22 protein-coding genes are annotated in these 18,718 nt (G+C 43.0%); 17 read left to right on the top strand and 5 right to left on the bottom strand.

Annotated elements, in window-relative coordinates:
• Window positions 1-33 precede the first annotated feature (33 nt).
• The gene (locus ACTHRG_RS10715) at window positions 34-291 is read right to left on the bottom strand and encodes a hypothetical protein (RefSeq protein ID WP_076259100.1); all 258 of its coding nucleotides are present in this window, start codon (window positions 289-291) and stop codon (window positions 34-36) included.
• Between the two features lie 190 nt (window positions 292-481).
• Between ACTHRG_RS10715 and ACTHRG_RS10710 the strand changes: the two genes are divergently transcribed.
• From ACTHRG_RS10710 to ACTHRG_RS10655, 12 genes are all read left to right on the top strand, one after another.
• Complete coding sequence (locus ACTHRG_RS10710; protein ID WP_076259103.1) at window positions 482-1,564, top strand: hypothetical protein; 1,083 nt, start codon at window positions 482-484, stop codon at window positions 1,562-1,564.
• Window positions 1,551-3,719, top strand: coding sequence for a molybdopterin oxidoreductase family protein (locus tag ACTHRG_RS10705; RefSeq protein ID WP_076259106.1), 2,169 nt, complete (start codon window positions 1,551-1,553; stop codon window positions 3,717-3,719). The genes ACTHRG_RS10710 and ACTHRG_RS10705 overlap by 14 nt, the downstream gene beginning before the upstream one ends.
• On the top strand, window positions 3,720-4,280 hold the full coding sequence (locus ACTHRG_RS10700) for a 4Fe-4S dicluster domain-containing protein (protein WP_076259109.1): 561 nt from the start codon (window positions 3,720-3,722) through the stop codon (window positions 4,278-4,280). It begins immediately after the preceding gene.
• 12 nt (window positions 4,281-4,292) lie between these two features.
• Entirely contained in the window at window positions 4,293-4,817 is a 525-nt protein-coding gene (locus ACTHRG_RS10695) for a Rieske (2Fe-2S) protein (protein ID WP_076259112.1), read from the top strand.
• Window positions 4,807-4,998, top strand: coding sequence for a hypothetical protein (locus ACTHRG_RS10690; RefSeq protein ID WP_076259115.1), 192 nt, complete (start codon window positions 4,807-4,809; stop codon window positions 4,996-4,998). The genes ACTHRG_RS10695 and ACTHRG_RS10690 overlap by 11 nt, the downstream gene beginning before the upstream one ends.
• 5 nt (window positions 4,999-5,003) lie before the next feature.
• Complete coding sequence (locus tag ACTHRG_RS10685; RefSeq protein WP_076259117.1) at window positions 5,004-5,315, top strand: hypothetical protein; 312 nt, start codon at window positions 5,004-5,006, stop codon at window positions 5,313-5,315.
• Complete coding sequence (locus ACTHRG_RS10680) at window positions 5,302-5,577, top strand: hypothetical protein (protein WP_076259120.1); 276 nt, start codon at window positions 5,302-5,304, stop codon at window positions 5,575-5,577. The genes ACTHRG_RS10685 and ACTHRG_RS10680 overlap by 14 nt, the downstream gene beginning before the upstream one ends.
• Window positions 5,578-5,582: 5 nt before the next feature.
• Complete coding sequence (locus tag ACTHRG_RS10675; RefSeq protein ID WP_076259323.1) at window positions 5,583-7,091, top strand: nitrate/nitrite transporter; 1,509 nt, start codon at window positions 5,583-5,585, stop codon at window positions 7,089-7,091.
• Between the two features lie 36 nt (window positions 7,092-7,127).
• Window positions 7,128-7,778 carry a sensor histidine kinase gene (locus ACTHRG_RS10670; protein WP_076259122.1) on the top strand — a complete coding sequence of 217 codons (651 nt, stop codon included), beginning with the start codon at window positions 7,128-7,130 and terminating at the stop codon, window positions 7,776-7,778.
• 304 nt (window positions 7,779-8,082) lie between these two features.
• Window positions 8,083-8,736 (top strand): response regulator, encoded by a 654-nt coding sequence (locus ACTHRG_RS10665; RefSeq protein ID WP_076259125.1) that lies wholly within the window; start codon window positions 8,083-8,085, stop codon window positions 8,734-8,736.
• Window positions 8,726-9,178, top strand: coding sequence for a GAF domain-containing protein (locus ACTHRG_RS10660; protein ID WP_076259127.1), 453 nt, complete (start codon window positions 8,726-8,728; stop codon window positions 9,176-9,178). Before ACTHRG_RS10665 ends, ACTHRG_RS10660 begins: the two co-directional genes overlap by 11 nt.
• Before the next feature lie 24 nt (window positions 9,179-9,202).
• Window positions 9,203-10,930 carry a PAS domain-containing sensor histidine kinase gene (locus ACTHRG_RS10655; protein ID WP_076259130.1) on the top strand — a complete coding sequence of 576 codons (1,728 nt, stop codon included), beginning with the start codon at window positions 9,203-9,205 and terminating at the stop codon, window positions 10,928-10,930.
• A gap of 42 nt (window positions 10,931-10,972) precedes the next feature.
• On the opposite strand, the gene ACTHRG_RS10650 is transcribed toward ACTHRG_RS10655, so the two are convergent.
• The 4 genes from ACTHRG_RS10650 to fbpA form a co-directional block, all read right to left on the bottom strand.
• Complete coding sequence (locus ACTHRG_RS10650; protein WP_139325623.1) at window positions 10,973-12,169, bottom strand: chromate transporter; 1,197 nt, start codon at window positions 12,167-12,169, stop codon at window positions 10,973-10,975.
• A gap of 5 nt (window positions 12,170-12,174) precedes the next feature.
• On the bottom strand, window positions 12,175-12,483 hold the full coding sequence (locus ACTHRG_RS10645; protein WP_076259134.1) for a PadR family transcriptional regulator: 309 nt from the start codon (window positions 12,481-12,483) through the stop codon (window positions 12,175-12,177).
• A 151-nt stretch (window positions 12,484-12,634) separates the two neighbouring features.
• The gene (locus tag ACTHRG_RS10640; protein ID WP_175609110.1) at window positions 12,635-12,772 is read right to left on the bottom strand and encodes a hypothetical protein; all 138 of its coding nucleotides are present in this window, start codon (window positions 12,770-12,772) and stop codon (window positions 12,635-12,637) included.
• 13 nt (window positions 12,773-12,785) lie between these two features.
• Window positions 12,786-12,950, bottom strand: coding sequence for a Fur-regulated basic protein FbpA (gene fbpA / locus ACTHRG_RS10635; RefSeq protein WP_076259136.1), 165 nt, complete (start codon window positions 12,948-12,950; stop codon window positions 12,786-12,788).
• Window positions 12,951-13,132: 182 nt separating this feature from the next.
• Here fbpA and ACTHRG_RS10630 point away from each other — a divergent pair, with 182 nt between their 5' ends.
• The 5 genes from ACTHRG_RS10630 (at window position 13,133) to ACTHRG_RS10610 (ending at window position 18,704) form a co-directional block, all read left to right on the top strand.
• Window positions 13,133-13,456, top strand: a complete 324-nt coding sequence (locus ACTHRG_RS10630) for a MerR family transcriptional regulator (protein ID WP_076259138.1) — start codon at window positions 13,133-13,135, stop codon at window positions 13,454-13,456.
• A gap of 201 nt (window positions 13,457-13,657) precedes the next feature.
• Complete coding sequence (locus tag ACTHRG_RS10625; protein WP_076259141.1) at window positions 13,658-14,410, top strand: threonine/serine exporter family protein; 753 nt, start codon at window positions 13,658-13,660, stop codon at window positions 14,408-14,410.
• Between the two features lie 24 nt (window positions 14,411-14,434).
• A complete protein-coding gene (locus ACTHRG_RS10620) occupies window positions 14,435-14,878 on the top strand; it encodes a threonine/serine exporter family protein (protein WP_076259144.1) in 444 nt (147 codons plus the stop codon).
• A 145-nt stretch (window positions 14,879-15,023) separates the two neighbouring features.
• Window positions 15,024-16,739 carry an ABC transporter ATP-binding protein gene (locus tag ACTHRG_RS10615; protein WP_076259146.1) on the top strand — a complete coding sequence of 572 codons (1,716 nt, stop codon included), beginning with the start codon at window positions 15,024-15,026 and terminating at the stop codon, window positions 16,737-16,739.
• A 225-nt stretch (window positions 16,740-16,964) separates the two neighbouring features.
• Complete coding sequence (locus ACTHRG_RS10610; protein WP_139325624.1) at window positions 16,965-18,704, top strand: serine hydrolase; 1,740 nt, start codon at window positions 16,965-16,967, stop codon at window positions 18,702-18,704.
• Window positions 18,705-18,718 lie beyond the last annotated feature (14 nt).

The raw sequence follows: 18,718 nt of genomic DNA, 5'->3' as shown, positions 1-18,718 counted from the left end.
AAAAGCGGCTGTTCTTCATGGACAGGCCGCTTTTTAATATGAATTTTGCCTGCAATCTAAGCAGGGTTTAATAAAGTAAGTCGTCAAATCTGCAAAATAAAAAGAACCATCTCTTCTGCTTTCTTCAGAAGTGAGGTTCTTATGTTTACTTCTATATAAATAGTCTTTTTTTGTTTTTGTTTTCCTCGAACGCATGTCTGTAAATACAAAGGGACTTCTGTTACATTCAGGGTTCCTTTTCCCCTCACGCACTGCTTTGTCGCGTAACTTCTTTGCAGCTGATTTAGTCATATAAACAACTCCTTTTTTCTAATTATAACATGTCTTCCTGAAGCCAGCCTCTCCCCGATGATAAAATTTATCAGCATATAAAGATAGGGGAATTTCCCCCTCCGAATGGGGAAGTTCCCCGATATGGAAAATCCCATCCTGCTTTTACAATAAGGTTAAGGTAATTGTTTGTGAATGAGGAGGAGTTATTATGCAGGCAAAAGCTGCAGTCAATCAAAAATCAGGGAACACACTAAACAATGCGTTTGCATCACATTTTGCCAAGTCAATGTTTTTATCTGTAACAGCACTAGCTATTCTTTCTTTTATCGGCACTAGAATGTTTACCCATGTTGATTTAAACCTGTACGGATATATGGTCGGAACAATAGTGTTCATTGGAGGCTTTTTCTATAGATTCATTGCCTGGGGCGAAAGGCCGCCAACAAAGCTTATTTTGAAAAAAGGATTGAAACTGTTATTTAGAAAGTCAACACCAAAGACATCTGTTGAGCATCTTGCAACATACAATTTTATCTGGAATAGGGGAATTTACCGATGGACTCAGCACGTTCTGATCGGCTGGGGCTGTATCTTATCCTGCTTTGTTACATTCCCTCTTGTTTTCGGCTGGATGTATTTTACGATGGATGACAACGGCCAGTACAACATAATTGCAATGGGCATGAAGGTAATGACTGTCCCGGCGGAAGGCATTATCGCCAACCTCTCATACAACGCACTGAATATTACAGCAGTAATGGTAATTGCCGGTGTTTGCATGGCGCTTTACCGCCGCCTGAAAAATATGCAGGCAAGAGCAGAGCAGAAATTCCTGTATGATTTCTTGCCTTTATATATGCTGCTGCTAGTTAGCATAACAGGGCTGGCTTTAACCTTTATGAATATCTTTTTACACGGGGCGGGACAGCCGGCAATGTCACTGATCCATCAATGGTCAGTAATCATTACACTGATTTATCTGCCATTTGGAAAGCTTGCACATATTCCTTTCCGGCCAATGAGTGTTCTGGCAAGAAACTACCGGGAACATTATGCCGAACAGGGCATGAAGGAATGCAAGGTCTGCGGAGATCAGTTCGTTTCAGTTGAACAATCAAAAGATGTCGTCGATGTACTCGGCGTGAACACTATAGAATTTAAAGCAAAGGAAGGGCATCATCTTGCAGAAATGTGCCTCCCTTGCCGAAGAAAGTACCGGATTGCACAATTTTCCGGATTCCCTACTCATGAAGTGAAGGTTAAGGAGGCAAACCAGAATGCAAAGGGATAAGTTTTTTAAAGAAATTGAGAATTTAAACCATCCGAATGAAAAGTTGATAAAAACACACTGCAGCTATTGCGGAATGCAGTGCGGAATGAACTTGAGGGTTAATACACAAACAAATAAAATCATCGGGGTTGAGCCCCGTTATGACTGGCCTGTTACTGTCGGCAAAATGTGTCCGAAAGGGGTTACCGCCTACCAGCAGACCAACCACAAAGACCGCCTGCTGAAGCCGCTGATCAGGGATGATGCTTCTTTGAAGGGAACGGCAGAAGGGTTCCGTGAAGCAAGCTGGGATGAGGCATATGATTTAATCGCAAAAAAATTCAAAGAGCTTCAGACAGAATACGGAAAAGATTCACTCTCAGTCTTCAGCGGAGTTTCAATGACAAATGAAAAATGTTATCTGACAGGCAAGTTTGCCCGGGTTGCTATGGGAACGCGCTATATTGACTATAACGGCAGATTCTGTATGTCCAGTGCAGCGGGCGGATTCCTTCGCTCTTTCGGAGTAGATAGAGGCTCAACATTGCCTTGGACAGATATTCATGAAACGGATTGCCTGTTTATCGCCGGAAGCAATACAGCTGAATGCCATCCAACCTCCATGTTCCGTATTTGGAACGTTCAGGAAAGAGGCGGTTATATCATTGTGGTGGATCCCCGTGAAACACCAATTGCGAGAAGGGCGGACCTGCATCTTGATTTGCAGCCCGGAACAGACCTTGCACTTGCAAACGGGATTGTAAATCAATTGATTGAAATGGGCTATATAGATGAAGAATTCATTAACAAACATACAAACGGATTTGAAGAAACAAAGGAACTTGTAAAGGATTTTACACCTGAATATACAAGCATGCTGACTGGGGTGGCGCCGGTAAAAATCATTCGCGCTGCCGAAATATACGGAAAAGCTCCAAATGCAGTTGTTATGTTTGCAAGAGGTGTGGAACAGCAGCATAAAGGTGTTGATAATGTTTCTGCCTACACCAACATGGCGCTTGTTACTGGAAAGATCGGCCGTCCAAAAGCCGGAGTAGCCACTTTCACCGGACAGGGAAATGGACAGGGCGGAAGGGAGCACGGGCAAAAGTCAGATTTGCTTCCAGGCTACCGGAAAATTACAAATCCAAAACATGTTGAAGAAGTATGCAGCGTTTGGGGAATCACCCCTGAAGAAATGCCGCAGCCTGGTGTATCTGCTTATGAAATGATTGAACTGATGGAGCAAAAGACGATTCGCGGTTTATACCTTCTATGTTCGAATCCGGCTGTATCAGCACCAAATCAAAATTTTGTGAGGAAAGCATTTAAAGCCTTGGATTTCATGGTCTGCTCCGATTTCTATCTTTCTGAATCGGCTGAATTTGCAGATGTGATCTTGCCAGCTGTTACATGGTCAGAGGATGAAGGGACAGTAACAAATATTGAAGGACGTATTATAAAAATCAACAAAGCACAGGAGCCTGTAGGTGAGTCAAAGCCGGACTGGCAGATTCAAGTGGAGCTGGCTGAGCGCTTAGGCAGAGGAAAATATTTTTCTCACCTGAAAACAGCCAGAGATGTTGCGGATGAGTTCAGGCTTGCAACTAAGGGCGGCTATGCTGATTATTATGGTGCTACATGGGATAAGATCGATAAGCAGGACGGGGTTTTCTGGCCTTGTAAAGACGAAAAAGATGAAGGAACACCACATATGTTCCTTGATAAAAAGTTCTATCATCCGGATGGCAAAGCAAAGATTTGCGCCCTGCCGTACCGTCCGCCAGCGGAAGAACCATGTGAAAAGTATCCGCTTCGCTTAACGACTGGCCGGGTAGTTTATCATTATTTATCAGGCAACCAGACCAGAAGAATACCATTCCTGCATGATATGTGTCCGGAACCATATGTGGAAATCCATCCGGAAACAGCAGCAACCTATAATATGGAGCATGAAGAAAGAGTCCGCTTGTTTACAAGAAGAGGCGAGGCTATCTATAAAGTCAAAATTACCGAAGCCATCCGTAAGGATACTGTCTTTGTTCCATACCATTTTGGACATGAAGAATCTATTAATCTATTAACAATTGCGGCATTAGATCCAATATCCCGGATGCCTGAATTCAAGGCATGTGCTGCACAGCTGGAAAAAGTCGAATTAAAGAAGGTGCAATAAATGAAAAAGAGGCTGTATTTGGAACTTGAAAACTGTATAGGATGCCGTTCTTGTCTGGCAGCATGTACACAATGCGGGGGACACGAGGAGCGCAACAGAAACTATGTGTATGATGTCAATCCTCTTGTGAACCGGCAGACAATGCCTCTCATGTGCCTTCACTGTGAAAACCCGGCATGTGCGCGAAGCTGTCCTGCCCAGGCCATTCAGATTCATGAGACAGGCGCTGTGTTATCTGCACTTGTCGAAAAGTGTATCGGCTGCCAGAACTGTACAATTGCCTGCCCATATGGCATACCGAAATTTGATCAAGAGCAGAACATAATGTACAAATGCGATCTATGTATTGACCGTACTAAAGATGGTATTCCTCCAATGTGTGCGAGTGTATGTCCATCCAATACTTTGCAGTGGCTGACTGATGAAGAAATTGAAAACAAAAAGAAGCAATTTAATCTTGATAACGGCAAATGGGTAACAAGCATGCCATATCTTGAAGGTGAAACAAACGTAAAGGTAAATCTGCCGGGAATCCTTCAGGGGATTACAAAGCTGTTTTAGGAGGGATTAGGGATGTCTGAAAGGAATAACAAGATTCCCTTTAATGAGGATAATTATACGCATAATATCGAACGGAATAATGAAAGAAAACTGGATAGACGGGGATTCATGAAAACCTTGGTGGGTGCGGCCGGTGTATTTGCGGTTTCCTCCCTTCCCTGGGGGGCGGTAGCTGCCAAAGAATTGATGGGGCTTGGCGAAAAGGAATATCCTCATAAGAAAATAACCGAAGTAAGCAAGCTGCCAATCGGCGATGCAGTGGAGTTCAAGTTTCCTGGAGATCATGACGATGCAATATTAATCCGCTTATCAGAGAACAAATATGTTGCCTATCAGAACGCGTGTACACATCTGCGCTGCCCGGTATTCTGGGTGAAGGAGCAGGGTGAAATGATTTGCCCTTGCCACCACGGCAAGTTCGATGTGGCAACTGGTGCGCCGACTGCGGGACCTCCAAGAAGGCCGCTTCCGGAAATACAGGTTAAGGTGGAGAATGGCGCAGTTTATGCGGTGAGGGTGAAGCGTTATGAAGCGTAGATACCTTGGAGTCATTATTTTAGCAGCGATATTAATGATGAATATTGTCTTTACTCAATATATGGTCCACCAATATTATTACGAAAACTATGAAAATGTACTGATTTTTGGCGGGCTGAATATTGTTCTTTTTCCCCTGGCTGTATTCGCTTATAAAAAGACGATTAACATGAGGGCGTGATTCATATGAACAGTGAAACATATCTTGACTTTTGTTTTGTAAGAGAAAGATCCGGAGATTTTGCTCCGGAAGTTGATCAGCTCCTTTCAGAACTTTTTAAGGGAGTCCGTCTAAACTGGTACTTGGATGAAAAGTCACATGATGGCATGGACATTGTAGTAGCAGAGGTAAAAGGCATGAGCAAATGGCAATCGGAAGAGGAAACCATTGAATATATAGAAGAAAATGCAGGAGAATCCTTCTGGAAATATCTTCAGGGGTACCAGATGTATGTTTATCCTGCCAAAAGAGGGTGCGGAAGCTGTGGAACTCATTGAAAAAGAGGATCTGGACGGATTTGTCATGGAGAAGGTTCAGGTGGCAATATTAGATGAAGATGGAAGTGACCAAGCACCATTTGTTCCTAAGATAATTGAAAAAACAGGCCTTTGTCCCGATGGAACACACTTGCGGATTTATTTTGATAAAATGAACTTTTTTGCGGTCCCGCTGACCTCCTCTGTAGAAGCATCTGAGACCCAGTGGGCTGCAATGGATCAGGAAGCCGGATTAAAATATGTAATTAAGAAGAGAGCGTGAACAAAGTGATTAGAAAAATACAGCTTCCATTGCAGACGTTAAATTTAGTGGCCGGGTTTATGGTTTGGGTGCTGATATCCTCCCTTATGCCGTTTATAAAGGAAGATATCAATATTCCATCCGATAAGCTTGCTCTTGTAACAGCTGTTCCGGTCATCCTCGGATCGCTGCTCCGCATACCTTTGGGGTATTATGCTAATCAGTTTGGCGCCAGAGTAATCTTTATGCTGAGCTTTATTCTTCTATTATTTCCAGTCTATTATATCAGCATAGCAGATTCGATTACTGATTTGCTTATCGGGGGATTATTCCTCGGCCTTGGAGGAGCGGTATTCTCTGTTGGGGTTACATCTCTTCCTAAGTATTACCCAAAGGAACGTCATGGGTTTGTCAATGGCATCTACGGGGCAGGGAATCTTGGAACAGCCATTACTGCCTTTGCAGCACCAGTTATTGCAACAAAATTTGGATGGTCCCTAACTGTACAGATATACCTTGTCCTGCTAGTGGTTTTTATTGCGGCTAACTTCTTACTGGGAGATAAAAAAGAAGTTAAGGTACAGACTCCGCTTCTTGAGCAAATAAAAGGAGTCTATAAAAATGAAAAACTATGGCTACTGAGCTTATTCTATTTTATTACCTTTGGATCATTTGTGGCGTTCACTATTTATTTGCCAAACTTCCTTGTAGCTCACTTTGAACTTGATAAAGTTGATGCAGGATTAAGAACAGCAGGTTTCATTGTTCTAGCAACAGCCATGAGACCAATAGGCGGCTGGCTGGCTGACCGTTTTCACTCTTTAATTTTGCTGATGTTTGTTTTTGGCGTGTACACCATTTCTGCGGTGATACTATCACTATCTCCTTCAATCACATGGTATACATTCGGATGCTTAAGCATTGCTCTATCAGCAGGAATTGGTAACGGGGTCATATTTAAGCTTGTGCCAATGTACTTCCAAAAGCAGGCCGGTATCGTAAATGGAATTGTGTCTGCGATGGGCGGTCTGGGCGGATTTTTCCCTCCGCTGCTTTTGACTCTCCTATTTAACATTACAGGGCATTATGCAATTGGTTTTATGGCATTGTCTCAGGTCGCGCTTGCCAGCCTGATTCTGGTTGTTTGGATGTATTACCAGGGAAGGATGGAAATTGCGAGCCAGGTTATTGATCATACAATCGAAGGTATTCTGGTGACAGATAAGAACGGAAAAATTATTTCTGTAAATCCTGCTTTCACAGAAATTACCGGTTATAGACAAGAGGAAGTAGTCGGCAAAAATCCGAGTATCCTTAAATCAGGAAAGCAGTCTAAAGGTTTTTATCAGGACTTGTGGACGTCTATTGAAAACAATGGATTCTGGCAAGGCGAAATATGGAATTCCCGCAAAGATGGGGAAGAATATCTCCAATGGCTAACCATTAGCGCAATTAAAAATGACGCCGGAGATGTTGTCCAATATGCAGGCATGTTCAGCGATATTTCCAGCCACCGGGTGAAAAAAGCAAAATAAAATCAAAAAAGTAAATTCAAAAGAAGGAGGGATGAAATGGAAACCCAGCCAGCAAAGAAAAATATCAGTTCATATATAATTCAATCTCAGGAAGATGAAATTAAGCGCATTGCCCTGGAGCTTCACGAAGGGGTAGGGCAGACGCTTTACAGCTTGTATACAGGCATGCAGTTCATTCAGACAGCTGTCGATCAGCCTGAGATGAAAGACTATATTCGGGATATGGCACAAATGATGGAAAAAACAATTCAGGAAATCAGGCTTCTGGCTGTGGAATTGCATCCCCCTGCTTTAGGAACTCTCGGTCTCTTGCCGGCTCTGAAAAGTTATCTGAAATTATACACTTCCACCTATGGAATCATCGTTGACCTTCAAAATGAGGGAAAGGAAGTGCGAATCAGAGAAAGGGAAAGGATTACACTATTCCGTGTTTGCCAGGAAGCCCTGGCTAACATAGCAAGATATGCTGACACAATGAGTGCAGGCATTATTCTTCGGTGGGAACCGGGTAAGCTTTCAATCACTATTCAAGATAAAGGGAAGGGTTTTGATGTAGATGCCGCGATGAAAAATTCTGCCGGCATTGCTGCCATGATGGAGAGAATGATGTTAATCAACGGCAAATGCGTGATCAGCTCAAAAATCGGTGAAGGGACTTCAATAGATATCACCCTTCCGTTATACTAAGATTATACTTAACAAGGGATCTGCATACAGCGGCTCCCTTGTTGCCTATTTCAGATTTTTATCGCAGTCTAACGGGCAGTAAGACCCCCACTTCAAGACTCAGAGGAATCAAAGGAGGATAAGTGGGGGTCAAACTGCCCGTAAAGGCCCGAAAAGAAGAACAAAGACTAAGAACGCCACGTCCTGTGGCAACTTCTTTGTGACCCACTTCCTGTGGGCCTCAACTAACAATCAGTGGGGGATAAAGCCCCCCACTGATTGAAGTTTCACTTTATATACGGACAAATGCTAAGGGGGAGCGGGCTTGATCAATATTTTACTTTGCGACGACCACGCGGTGGTCAGGATGGGTTTGAAAATGCTCTTAAATAACCATGATGACATGCAGGTGGTTGGTGAAGCTTCTGAAGGCAATGAGGGGATTCAGCAGGCATTGGAATTAAAGCCGGATGTGGTTGTCATGGATTTAAGCATGCCCCACGGGAAAGATGGCATGTCGGCAACCTCAGAACTAAAAAAACTAATGCCTGAAATAGCGATCCTTATTTTAACCATGCATGATGATGAAGAATACTTATTCAGGGCGATTCAAGCGGGCGCTTCCGGGTGTATTTTAAAGAGTGCACCCCATGATGAACTGCTCGCAGCAATCCGGTCTGTTGCAAGCGGGAATGCGTATTTGCATCCTTCTGCAACCAAAAGGCTGATGGAAGAATATATCGGAAGTGTGAAGCAGGGGAACACCGATACATTCAACCTTCTTTCCGACAGGGAGAAAGAAGTTCTTACATTAATAGCCAAGGGGTTTTCCAATAAGGATATTGCTGAACAGCTTGTAATCAGTGTAAAGACAGTTGAAACACATAAAGGTAATTTAATGGAAAAACTTCAGATGAAAACCAGGCCTGAGCTCGTTTCTTACGCCTTAAAGAAAGGGCTGCTTGGCTATGGAATATAAGGGGTGCAGTCCCGGAGAAAGCGTCCAGATTGATCAGGCTTGTGAGAAGGTGCTGAATGCGCTTGAATGTGATTTTGTTGGATTGGCACTGCAGAATACGGATGGCCCGGATGTAAAATGGCATTATGCCGCAGGAAACAGCAACGAGAAATATAAGCGGATAACAGTAAGGTACGGCAAAGGAATTGCAGGGAAAGTGATTTCAACCGGAAGACCGATGTATGTGGACAACTTTCCCGAAAATATTGCCGGAAAAGCATTGGAATACCCGATTATGCTTGCTGAAGGATTGAAGCATGCTTATGCTGTTCCCATTCATTTTAAAGGGATCCCAAAGGGGGTCCTCTTGATCGGGAACCGGTCGGGACAGCCTCTAAATGAAAGCAGGCAAAGTACAGCAAGGGATGCAGCCAGGACACTTGAAAAAAAGCTGAATGGTTAAAATAATGCAACTGGAGGAACGTAAATGGACAGGAATAATCAGCTGGCGAAAAAGAGAGAGATTGATCCTGATTCCAGTGATGCAACGATTCTTGTGAATAGGTTTGGGGTCATCTCTTATGCGAACGGACAGGCCCAGGAGCAATTTGGATATAGCGAACAGGAGCTGCATGGGAAGAATCTCGAGGAACTGCTGCCTGAGATCACTCTGCTTGAAACAGAAGAGGGGAAAGTGGTTCATCAGTATGGACAGCACCGTAATGGTGGCATATTTTCCATTTTTTACAGAATTAATTCTTTCATGCTGGCAGAAGAAAGCTATTATCTAATCGTCTTTCACTCAGTCAAAGACCGTTCCCGCCTAAAAAAGCAGCAGTCATATCCGTTAAAGGAATTAGTTGACCTGCAGTTTGCCCTGGATGAATCAACCATTGTCGCCTTTACAGACAGAAAAGGAAAAATCACCTATGTGAATGAAAAGTTCTGTGAAGTTTCGAAATATTCTGCAGAAGAGCTGATTGGCAAGGACCATAGAATTATCAACTCTTCATATCATTCCAAGGAATTTATGGAACATCTATGGAGCACTATTTCGAGCGGGGAAGTCTGGCGCGGGGAAATAAAAAACAAAGCCAAAGACGGAAACTATTATTGGGTAGATACTACGATCGTTCCTTTTATTGATGAAAAAGGAAATCCGTATAAATACCTGGCAATCCGGAAGGAAATAACAGAATATAAGCGGGTTGTCGAGGAACTGAAAAATTCCGTAAACGAGCTGATTGATTTAAAGTTTGCCCTGGATTCTTCATCCATTGTGGCCATTACAGATCAGAAAGGCACGATTACGTATGTGAATAAACAATTCTGCAGCATCTCAGGATTTTCACGGGAAGAATTGCTGGGACAGGATCATAGAATTATAAATTCAGGGTACCATTCCAAAGATTTTTTCAGAGATTTATGGAGGACGATTTCTTCCGGGAAGGTATGGAAAGGCGAGATCAAGAACAGAGCTAAGGATGGAACTTATTATTGGGTGGATACCACGATCGTCCCATTCCTTAATGATAAAGGGAAACCATATCAGCATCTTGCTATTCGACATGAAGTCACGCAAAGAAAAAATGCAGAAGAAGAGCTGCAAAATATGATGACAAGAATTATCGATGTTCAAGAGGAGGAACGGAAAAGGCTGTCCCGGGAACTTCACGACGGAATAGGACAGAATTTGTACAGCCATCTGATTACCATAAATAGGCTTCAGGCAGAAATAAGCAACCCGCTGCTTGATCAAATGCAGGACGAGGCTACTGAAATCATTGAAGAGCTGCGGGATCTTTCATGGGAGCTTCGTCCATCCGTGCTTGATGATCTGGGTCTGATACCTGCGATCCGATCCTACCTGGTCCGTTTTTCAGAACATCATAATATCAATGTTCATTTTGATTGTTACCTGGCTTCCCGCCTTAATTCTAATAAAGAAATCACCATCTATAGAATCATTCAGGAAGCACTGACAAATATAAGGAAATATGCTGAGACAGATGAAGCATCAGTTACAATCAGGCAGATGGAAGAAGAAATCCGCATTGTCATAGAAGATAAAGGCACAGGGTTCAATGTTAATGAAGTTTCAAGAGGAGTCGGCCTTTTTAGCATGGAAGAACGGGCAAAAGCTGCGGGCGGTTCTATAAATGTTTATTCAGAAGAAAATAAAGGCACAAAGATTATACTTGAAATTCCGTTATAGAAAAAAGCTGCCGAGTTGTTGGCAGCTTTTTTTGATGCGTTCCTAAATTACATATCCTAATAAAGTTCCGCCTATTGCTCCCGTCACAACAATGATCCAAGGCGGCAGTTTCCAATAAACAAGCATGCTGAATAATACTGCGGCAAAGGCAAAGTCCGCCGGCTCCAGGATGCTGCTGGTCCATATGGGATGATAAAAGGCAGAGATTAAAATGCCGACAACTGCCGCATTCACACCCATTAATGCGCCCTTGATGTTAGGATTGCGGCGAAGTGTGTCCCAAAATGGGAGTGTTCCTAAGATCAGCAGAAAAGCAGGCAGGAAGATTGCAGCCGTTGCAAGCAAGCCGCCCTGCCAGCCGTTCATCACTGCTCCAAGATAAGCAGCGAAAGTAAATAATGGCCCCGGCACTGCCTGAGCTGCACCGTATCCTGCCAGAAAGGCTTCTTCACTTAGCCAGCCTGTTGGGACGAATTCGCGTTCCAGCAAAGGAAGGACAACATGCCCGCCGCCGAAAACCAGAGATCCTGAACGATAAAAGCTGTCAAATAAAGCAACCCACTCCACTGCGGTTAGCTCTCTTAAAATAGGAAGCCCTATTAAAAGGCTGAAAAACAACACTAAACAGCCAATGGCAAAGCCTTTGGAGATGGGAAACTCCATCGGTGCATCATCGTTATCTGCATGCTTTTTATAGATTAAAAATCCGATAAAACCAGAGACAAGGATGACCGCAACCTGCGTAATGGCTGTCTGCCATAAAAGTGTTGCGATAATTGCAAACAGTGCCAGCGTTTTTCGGGGAAGGTCAGGTACAAGCTTTTGTGCCATTCCCAGGACAGCGTGAGCCACTACGGCCACCGCGACAATTTTTAGGCCGTGAATCCAGCCGGCTTCTGCCGGATTAATGCCTTGAAGAAGAATGGCAAAAATTATCAGAGCAATAACAGATGGTAAGGTGAACCCAAGGAAAGCCATTATGCCGCCGGCTGCTCCAGCCCTCATGACACCAATGCCGATCCCGACCTGGCTGCTTGCAGGACCGGGAAGGAACTGACAAAGTGCAACTAAGTCTGCGTAGCTTTTCTCATCCATCCATTTTCTTCTGCGGACATACTCATCGTGGAAATAGCCGAGATGAGCTACAGGTCCCCCGAAAGAGGTTAGTCCAAGTCTTGTTGAAACCATTAATATTTCCAGTAAAGTTTTAAGGCCAGTTTTGTTTTTTTTCATATGCATCTCCTTTAATCCTTAATTTCTTTAAAAAGCTCATAAGCTTTTTTTCTCGCTTCCTCCAGAACCATAATCCCTTTTTCAGTTGTGGTATAATACTTTCTGATTCTGCCATCCACATTTTTCTTCTCCTGTTTAAGGAGCCCGTCTGACTCCATGGAATGCAGGATCGGATACAATGTTCCGGAACTGATGCTGTAGCCATGCTCTTTCAGCTCTTCAGCCATCCATGCGCCGAAAACAGGGTGCTCCTTTGCGTGATGAAGAATATGGATTTGAATAAACCCCAGGAACAGCTTGCGCAGTATTTTATCTTCCAAGCAAATGCCTCCCTTTTTGATTTCGAAAATCGATATCGGATTTCGATAATTGAATGATACCAAAATAAATATGACAAGAAAAGGGAGTATCTTAAATTTACAAAACTTTAACATAGGCATAAAAAAGAACGCTCTTTCAAGCGTTCCATTATCAGCTATTCTGTTCATTTCTTAAAATTTCATAAGCCTGATAACCGGCTTCTGCCGTTAACCTTTCCCAAAGCTGATCACGCAGTAAATCGAGTTCAATAATCCTTCTGGCCAGTTCTATTGTATTTGTTGTTTCCATAAGGGCCCCCCAGTTAATAACGGTTTCGATTGCTGTGTTTCCTAAATATAACCTCAAGTTCTGTTAAGGTCAGCTTTTGCAGAGCCGGTTCAGAATGCTGATATTCACTTCCTGATTTGACCAGGAGATCGATTAGATATTGCCGTTTTTTTTCAATGGCTTTTCGTAAATATTGCATTTCCTATCTCCTCTTTTCTTTAATGTTTTGTTTATTCTAAAAGAAATTTAGCTCTTATTCAGTAATTATGTTAAGTTTTCTCACATTGTTTTTGCTGCTTTGTAAGATTTTCTGACAGAAATAATGAAAAAGTTTGAAAGATTAGTATAATGAAATAAATTGGTTAGATTGAGGTGACATGAGTGGATAGAGAAACATCCTACAAAACCAGAAAAGTCATTTCGATTGGGACGGTCAGCGAACTGACTGGACTTAGTGAACGGCAGATTCGTTACTACGAAGAGAGGAAATTGGTATTTCCTGAAAGGTCACAAAGAGGAAGCAGAAAATATTCTTTTCTCGATGTGGAGACGCTCATTGACATAGCCAACAAAAGGGAGGAGGGAGTCCGAACAGAAGAAATCCGCTCTGAATTGAAGCGGAAAAAGAAAAAAGACGATAAGGCATCACGTTCAAAAATGATTCAGGGTCAGCTTAATGCGCAGTTTGGAATACCGAAGAAATAAATGAGAAAGTGATTATTCTGCATGCAATAATCGCTTTTTTTATTCAATTTCATTACTGCCTTATAAGGTATGCGCTGATCTTAGCGAACATTTTAATATAAATTTTAGACAAAAGGCCTTTCTTTCGTTTATCATATCCGTTAAGATGTAACCCTATAATAAGAGGGTTATAAATTTTAGATTTATAAAGCAGGTGAAAGAATGGGGAAAGAATTCCCTCCAACAATAGAAGTAATTGAGATATGCTTGCTTGCGGGGAAAATCATGCTCCAGGGCGGGGCGGAAACGTATCGGGTAGAGGACACCATGACAAGGATCGCTGCTTCCCTGGGTATACCGCACTCACATAGCTATGTAACGCCAACTGGAATCATATTTTCTACAGATGGAACTGAACCGGCAAAGCTTATTCGAATTTCAGAACGTTCAACGGATCTGTACAAAGTGACATTGGTGAACGGAGTTTCTCGCAGAATCAGCAGCGGTGAACTGGATGGAAAGGAAGCACTGGCAAGGCTGAAGGAAATTGAAAGTGCCGACTATACTTTCCCTGTTTATCAGCAGATTCTTGCAGCCTCGATTGCAAGCGGCTGTTTTTTAATCATGTTCCTTGGAAGCTGGACTGACTTTATTCCAGCCATGATTGCAGGCGGTCTTGGATTTGTATCATTTTTATACGTACATAGAGTTGTCCAGATCAAATTTTTCTCTGAATTTATTGCGTCATTATTAATTGGCCTTATAGCGTATTTTTTTGTGTACTCAGGAGTGGGGACAGAGCTTGATAAGATCATCATTGGATCAGTCATGCCGCTTGTTCCGGGGCTTTTGATAACAAATGCAGTCAGGGACTTAATGGCCGGGCATCTTGTTTCCGGACTTTCAAAAGGGGCAGAAGCGTTTTTGACAGCTTTTGCCATTGGTGCTGGGATTGCTCTGGTCTTTACTTTTTAAATGCAATAGCGGAGGAAATGCCTAATGTTTATGTTGACTCATATGATTACAAGCTTTATCGCATCAGCAGGGTTCGGGGTCCTTTTCAATGCTCCGAAAAAATCTCTGCTGAAATGCGGATTTGTCGGGATGGTCGGCTGGTTCGTTTATATTTGGCTTGTTAATTGGCAGTATGATGCTGTCATTTCTTCATTAATTGCTGCTTTTACGATCGCCGTGATCAGCCAGGTTTTTGCCAAAATGTATAAAACACCTATAATTATTTTTAGTGTTGCCGGCATCATTCCACTGGTCCCGGGGGGGATTGCTTATGATGCCATGCGGAATTTTGTTGAAAATGATTACAATATGGCCATTCAGCTCGCTGCAAAAGCATTCATGATATCAGGGGCAATCGCAGTAGGACTTGTCATTTCAGAAGTAATTAATCAAATGATCCGTAAAGTTCAGTTCAGATCAAGGATTTGAACTTCAGAAGAGGACATACCATCAGCCTAATAAAGCAGTAACAACAGACTCGTTCCAGATAAATAGGGACGGGTTTTTCTTGTAATCTATTCCTGGTGAATTTATAATCAAATATATTTGATTTTTTCAGAAAAAGGAGAATAAAATGATCCAACGGTTTTTTAGCTACTATAAGCCGCATAAGCGCTTGTTCATTCTTGATTTTAGTTCAGCAGTATTCGTTGCAATTCTTGAATTGGGCTTTCCGCTTGCGGTTAAGTGGTTTATCGACAGCCTGCTTCCAAGCGGGAATTGGTCCATGATTGTTTCTGTAAGTGCGGGCCTGCTTGCTCTTTATGTGGCGAGCACACTTCTTCAGTTTGTGGTTAACTATTGGGGCCACAAGCTTGGCATCAACATCGAAACAGATATGAGGCAGCAGCTTTTTCAGCATGTGCAAAGGCAGTCTTTCCGCTTTTTCGATAATACCAAAACAGGGCATATCATGAGCCGGGTGACAAATGATTTAATGGATATCGGTGAGCTTGCCCATCATGGCCCGGAGGATTTATTTATAGCGGTCATGACGTTTGTGGGTGCATTCTGGATTATGCTGACGATCAATGTCAAGCTGGCTTTTGTAACCATATTTGTTCTTCCGTTCCTTGTATGGCTGATTACGTTCTGCAATATTAAAATGAACAAAGCATGGAAAAGAATGTACGGTGAAATTGCCGATGTCAACGCACAGGTAGAGGATAGTGTATCTGGTGTGCGTGTGGTTCAGTCTTTTACAAATGAAAGCTATGAGATTAAAAGGTTTAAGGAAAACAATGGAAGATTCCGTCTTGCCAAGCTTGCAGCTTACAAGATTATGAGCTTCAGTGCATCCGGAGTCTACATGCTGACCAGATTAGTTACGCTGATTGTTCTTGTATACGGTTCCTGGCTGAGCTTCAGCGGGCAGCTTTCATACGGTGAATTGGTCGGATTTGTACTCTATGTGAATGTGCTATTAAAGCCGATTGATAAAATCAGCGCCCTGATGGAACTGTATCCAAAGGGAATGGCTGGTTTCAAGCGGTTTTTAGAAATCATTGATACTGAACCGGAAATTGAGGATACGAAAGATGCCATAGAGGTTGAATCCTTAAGGGGTGATATCCGTTTTCAGGATGTAACTTTCAGTTATGATGAGCATAAATCGGTGCTTGAAGGAATTGATCTTCAAATCAATGCAGGTGAAACAGTTGCTTTTGTCGGACCTTCTGGAGCCGGAAAGACAACGATTTGTTCTTTGATTCCACGCTTTTATGATGTGAATGGCGGAAGTATTAAGATCGATGGCATGGATATCAGGGACATGACGAAAAAATCACTGAGATCGCATATTGGCATTGTCCAGCAGGATGTCTTCCTGTTTACCGGTACCCTGAAGGAGAATATAGCATACGGAATGCTTGGAGCTACAGATGAGCAGATTGCGGACGCGGCTAAAAAAGCACACCTGCAGGACTTCATTGCATCTCTACCGGATGGCTGGGAAACACAAATTGGGGAACGGGGATTAAAACTGTCAGGCGGACAAAAACAACGAATCGCCATTGCGAGAATGTTCCTTAAAAATCCGCCGATCTTAATCCTGGATGAAGCAACCTCGGCGCTGGATACTGAAACCGAACAAATTATTCAAACGGCATTGAACGAGCTCGCCGTAAACCGCACCACACTAGTCATTGCCCACAGGCTTGCGACCATCCGGAATGCGGACAGAGTAGTCGTTGTCACAGAAGACGGCATTGCTGAAGAAGGCACACATGATGAACTGATCGAAAAGAACGGAATCTTTGCTGGTCTTCATAATGTACAGTTTCAAAGATAAGCAGAATCCATCTGGATTCTGCTTTCTTTTATTACTTCGAAATTAAAAATTATCTAACAAAATGAGAATAATTTTCAGAATAGTCAAAAAGAACTATTGGTTTTTCTGTATTATTTGGAAGTTATTAACTAGAACAGGACTTATGTGGTATAGACAACTATACTCTAACTCTATTAATCTTACAATATGTAAACCCTTTCATTAAGAAGAGGAGGTTAATTGCTGATGAAAATTCATAAAAATAAAGGAGGCACTATGAAAAATAAAACCATGCTTGTTGCGCTATCTGCCGTACTTAGCACTTCACTCTTTATTCCGGCAGCATATCCTGCGTCTGCGCAAAGCGCTGAAGGAGTTAAGCCAACGATGGAAATGAAAAACAATAAAGATGTGAAACACAAATTTCACCCTATTTTTTCGTGGGATCGTCCTGGGCCGATTTCTCCTATTCTTCATCCTGGTTCTGCAGTGGGAGCCGGGATGGTTCAGCAGCCGCTGGATGAAATCGATCCATTAATGGAGGAGATGATTTCAGAAGGCGTCATGCCGGGTGCTGTCACTTTTGTGGCAAGGCGAGGGCATATCGTCAAGCATAATGCATACGGATATTCCTACCGCTACACCGATGATAAATTTACTGAAGCCCAGAACCCGATCGAAATGACCGAAGATACCATTTTTGATCTGGCTTCAATCAGTAAAATCTTTACCACAACTGCCGCAATGATCTTGTATGATGAAGGACGCTTTCAGCTGGATGATCCGGTTGCAAAATATATCCCCGAGTTTGCCGAAAACGGCAAGGAAAATGTAACAATACGCCAGCTGATGACACATACTTCAGGCTTTACTGCATGGATTCCGTTATATTCACAAGGGAGCAGCAGAGAGGAACGCATGCAAATCGTTTTTAATTATCCATTGGCCAATAAACCTGGCGAAGCGTATACATACAGCGATTTGAATATGATTACGCTCGGTGCACTCATCGAACGCCTTTCAGGACAAAGCCTGGATGAGTTTGTTGAAAAACGCATAACCAACCCCCTCGGTATGAAGGATACGATGTATAATCCGCCTGAATCCTTGAAGCATCGGATTGCAGCCACTGAATATCAGCCTGCGATTGGCAGGGGGCTTGTCTGGGGAGAAGTTCATGATGAGAATGCCTGGTCCCTTGATGGAGTTGCCGGACATGCAGGTGTCTTTTCCACTGCCTCCGACCTCGCCAGGCTTGCCCATATGTATGTGAATGACGGGCGCTATGGCGGCAAGCGGATATTAAAAGAAAAAACGGTGAAAATGCTGATTCAAAATCAGATTCCCCAATTTCCTGGTGATGATCATGGCCTGGGCTGGGAGCTTGGCCAGGGATGGTTCATGGATGCTTTATCAGAGGGAACTTCCCTTGGGCATACAGGGTACACCGGAACATCAATTGTCATAAACCGAAATAACGGCGCGATTGCGATTCTTTTAACAAATCGTGTACATCCTTCAAGAAATACGGTTACAACGAATATTGCAAGGCGTGCATTTGCAAGACAGGTGGCAGATTCAATTCCTGTAGCCATTCCAGGAAAAGGGCCGGCGTGGTTCTCAGGATATGGAGATAAAGTTCAGCATGAGTTAAACGCTAAAGTGGATCTCAAAGAAGAGGCGGTCCTGTCGTTCGATACCTGGTATAGAACTGAAACAAATGCAGATATGGGCGTGGTTGAGGTCTCAAAAGATGGCGTCAATTGGACACAGGCTCAACAGCCATATACAGGAAGCAGCATCGACTGGAAAAAGGATAAGCTGACCATTCCAGCAGGAACAATGCACATTCGATTCCGGTACGTAACGGACAGTACAGTAAATGGCAGAGGCTGGTATGTTGATAATGTAAAACTCCAGCTTTCAGATGGACAAAAAGTGACGCCTGCCCTCTCAGGAAACGGCTGGGAAAAACGAAACTACTAGTATTCGTTTTTTTA

Origin of the sequence: Cytobacillus sp. SAFR-174 (assembly GCF_051964675.1) — a bacterium.
Taxonomy (GTDB): domain Bacteria; phylum Bacillota; class Bacilli; order Bacillales; family Cytobacillaceae; genus Cytobacillus.
This window is presented reverse-complemented; position numbering and strand designations above follow the sequence as displayed.

Bases quoted from the DNA above. Each gene is read 5' to 3' on its own strand.
- ACTHRG_RS10715 (WP_076259100.1), bottom strand. From the start codon at position 291: ATGACTAAATCAGCTGCAAAGAAGTTACGCGACAAAGCAGTGCGTGAG.
- ACTHRG_RS10710 (WP_076259103.1), top strand. From the start codon at position 482: ATGCAGGCAAAAGCTGCAGTCAATCAAAAATCAGGGAACACACTAAAC.
- ACTHRG_RS10705 (WP_076259106.1), top strand. From the start codon at position 1,551: ATGCAAAGGGATAAGTTTTTTAAAGAAATTGAGAATTTAAACCATCCG.
- ACTHRG_RS10700 (WP_076259109.1), top strand. From the start codon at position 3,720: ATGAAAAAGAGGCTGTATTTGGAACTTGAAAACTGTATAGGATGCCGT.
- ACTHRG_RS10695 (WP_076259112.1), top strand. From the start codon at position 4,293: ATGTCTGAAAGGAATAACAAGATTCCCTTTAATGAGGATAATTATACG.
- ACTHRG_RS10690 (WP_076259115.1), top strand. From the start codon at position 4,807: ATGAAGCGTAGATACCTTGGAGTCATTATTTTAGCAGCGATATTAATG.
- ACTHRG_RS10685 (WP_076259117.1), top strand. From the start codon at position 5,004: ATGAACAGTGAAACATATCTTGACTTTTGTTTTGTAAGAGAAAGATCC.
- ACTHRG_RS10670 (WP_076259122.1), top strand. From the start codon at position 7,128: ATGGAAACCCAGCCAGCAAAGAAAAATATCAGTTCATATATAATTCAA.
- ACTHRG_RS10660 (WP_076259127.1), top strand. From the start codon at position 8,726: ATGGAATATAAGGGGTGCAGTCCCGGAGAAAGCGTCCAGATTGATCAG.
- ACTHRG_RS10655 (WP_076259130.1), top strand. From the start codon at position 9,203: ATGGACAGGAATAATCAGCTGGCGAAAAAGAGAGAGATTGATCCTGAT.
- ACTHRG_RS10650 (WP_139325623.1), bottom strand. From the start codon at position 12,169: ATGCATATGAAAAAAAACAAAACTGGCCTTAAAACTTTACTGGAAATA.
- ACTHRG_RS10640 (WP_175609110.1), bottom strand. From the start codon at position 12,772: ATGGAAACAACAAATACAATAGAACTGGCCAGAAGGATTATTGAACTC.
- fbpA (WP_076259136.1), bottom strand. From the start codon at position 12,950: ATGCAATATTTACGAAAAGCCATTGAAAAAAAACGGCAATATCTAATC.
- ACTHRG_RS10625 (WP_076259141.1), top strand. From the start codon at position 13,658: ATGGGGAAAGAATTCCCTCCAACAATAGAAGTAATTGAGATATGCTTG.
- ACTHRG_RS10620 (WP_076259144.1), top strand. From the start codon at position 14,435: ATGTTTATGTTGACTCATATGATTACAAGCTTTATCGCATCAGCAGGG.
- ACTHRG_RS10615 (WP_076259146.1), top strand. From the start codon at position 15,024: ATGATCCAACGGTTTTTTAGCTACTATAAGCCGCATAAGCGCTTGTTC.
- ACTHRG_RS10610 (WP_139325624.1), top strand. From the start codon at position 16,965: ATGAAAATTCATAAAAATAAAGGAGGCACTATGAAAAATAAAACCATG.